This is a genomic window from Arhodomonas sp. KWT, from assembly GCF_010993615.1.
Window position 1 is genome coordinate 1 of the sequence record NZ_WNXE01001122.1, and the last position, 523, is coordinate 523.

The 523-nt window shown below is 68.1% G+C and carries 1 protein-coding gene; it reads left to right on the plus strand.

Translation table 11 applies throughout. The features are described from left to right. Positions 1-35: 35 nt before the first annotated feature. The coding region (locus G7A99_RS24480; RefSeq protein WP_205600062.1) for a GMC family oxidoreductase N-terminal domain-containing protein at positions 36-523 on the plus strand (488 nt) is incomplete at its 3' end.

Consider the following 523-nt stretch of genomic DNA (forward strand, 5'->3'; position numbering starts at 1 on the left):
CCGAATCCAGCCCGACGAGAGAGGCACAGCATCCCATGGCCACCGAACGCTACGACTACGTCATTATCGGCGCGGGTTCCGCGGGGGCGGTGCTCGCCAACCGCCTCACCGAGGACCCCGCCACCTCGGTGCTGCTCATCGAGGCGGGTCCCATGGACCACAGCCTGTTCATCCAGATGCCCTCGGCGTTCGCGCACCCCCTCGCCAACGACCGCTACAACTGGTACTACCACACCGAGCCGGACCCCTGGATGGACAACCGCGCCATGTACTGCCCCCGCGGGCGTGTGCTCGGTGGCTCCTCGTCCATCAACGGTATGGCCTACGTGCGCGGCAACGCCGGCGACTACGAGGGCTGGGCCGAGGACTTCGACCTCCCCGGCTGGCGCTACCGCCACGCCCTCGCCTACTTCAAGAAGGCCGAGGACTTCGATCAGGGCGCCAACGCCTACCACGGCAGCGGCGGTCCCCTGCACGTCACCACCGGCAGCATGGAGAACCCGCTGTACGGCGCGTTCGTCGA